Annotated in this window: 1 rRNA gene; it reads right to left on the minus strand. The window is 50.5% G+C overall.

From position 1 onward, the window contains the following. Positions 1 to 275 (minus strand): 23S ribosomal RNA (locus tag AB3X94_RS42115); the annotation flags it as partial.

A 275-nucleotide genomic window follows, 5' to 3' on the forward strand; every position in this document is an offset into this window, starting at 1 on the left:
CGTTCGACTAACAATGAGAATAAAGAGTACAGGCTGATCCCATTTCGCTCGCCACTACTTTGGGAATCTCGGTTGATTTCTTTTCCTGCGGTTACTTAGATGTTTCAGTTCACCGCGTTCGCTTCACATGACCTATGGATTCAGTCATGGATACTCCATTAGGAGTGGGTTTCCCCATTCGGACATCTCCGGATCAAAGCTCGTTTGCCAGCTCCCCGGAGCTTTTCGCAGGCTACCGCGTCCTTCATCGCCTGTGATCGCCAAGGCATCCACCA

It is taken from the genome of Paraburkholderia sp. BR10923, from assembly GCF_040948765.1.
Lineage (GTDB): Bacteria > Pseudomonadota > Gammaproteobacteria > Burkholderiales > Burkholderiaceae > Paraburkholderia > Paraburkholderia youngii.